Origin of the sequence: Rhodococcus sp. EPR-157, assembly GCF_001647195.1 — a bacterium.
Lineage (GTDB): Bacteria > Actinomycetota > Actinomycetes > Mycobacteriales > Mycobacteriaceae > Rhodococcoides.
The window spans coordinates 1-886 of the sequence record NZ_LVCV01000376.1 but is presented as its reverse complement, the minus strand read 5'-3'; the positions used below and the strand labels follow the sequence as shown (position 1 = coordinate 886).

Genomic DNA, 886 nt, shown 5'->3' with positions numbered 1-886 from the left:
TCGGTGGTCACGCGGTGGTCGTCGACGGTCAGAGCACACAGCTCGGACGCGAGGAGACATTGCAGGATACGGGCCGCGTGCTGTCCCGGTACGTCGAGGCCGTGGTGTGGCGCACGTTCGGGCAGAAGCGACTCGAACAGATGGCGACCGGGGCCACGGTCCCCATCGTCAACGCACTGTCCAACGAGTTCCACCCATGCCAGGTGCTTGCGGATCTGCAGACGTTGGCCGAGCGGAAGGGCGATCTGAAGGGGTTGAAGCTCGCCTACTTCGGTGACGGTGCCAACAACATGGCGCATTCGCTCCTCCTCGGGGGAGTGACGGCAGGCGTCGACGTGACGATCGCGGCGCCGAAAGAGTTCGCGCCGATGGAATTCGTGCTCGACGCGGCCAAGGCGCGCGCCGCAGAAACTGGGGCGAGCATCACGATCACCGAGGACCCGTACGAGGCGGCCGCCGGCGCCGATGCACTCGTCACCGATACCTGGACCTCGATGGGACAGGAGAACGACGGTCTCGACCGAGTGGCTCCGTTCCGGCCGTACCGCATCGATACCGAATTGCTGTCGCGGGCAGCGTCCGATGTGCTTGTGCTGCACTGCCTTCCGGCGCATCGCGGCGAGGAGATAACTGACGAGGTGCTCGACGGTCCGCACAGCGGCTTGTGGGACGAGGCCGAGAACCGGCTGCACGCGCAGAAGGCTCTGTTGGTCTGGTTGCTCGAGCAGGCGCGACGTCCGTGAGCGAGGAAGTGTCGTCGGTTCCGTTGACTGCATCGACCCGAGCGGGACGGCAAGCACGTATCGTCACGCTGCTGTCGACTCACCAGGTGCGTAGTCAGCCGGAGCTCGCGACGCTGCTTGCTTCGGAGGGAATCGATGTCACC

1 protein-coding gene and 1 pseudogene are annotated in these 886 nt (G+C 65.3%); both read left to right on the top strand.

The window, feature by feature from the left end:
* Positions 1-743, top strand: a 743-nt coding sequence (gene argF, locus A2J03_RS17165) for an ornithine carbamoyltransferase (protein ID WP_068376187.1), incomplete at its 5' end; no start/stop codon positions are given.
* 23 nt (positions 744-766) lie between these two features.
* A pseudogene (locus tag A2J03_RS17160) lies at positions 767-886 on the top strand (arginine repressor); the annotation flags it as partial.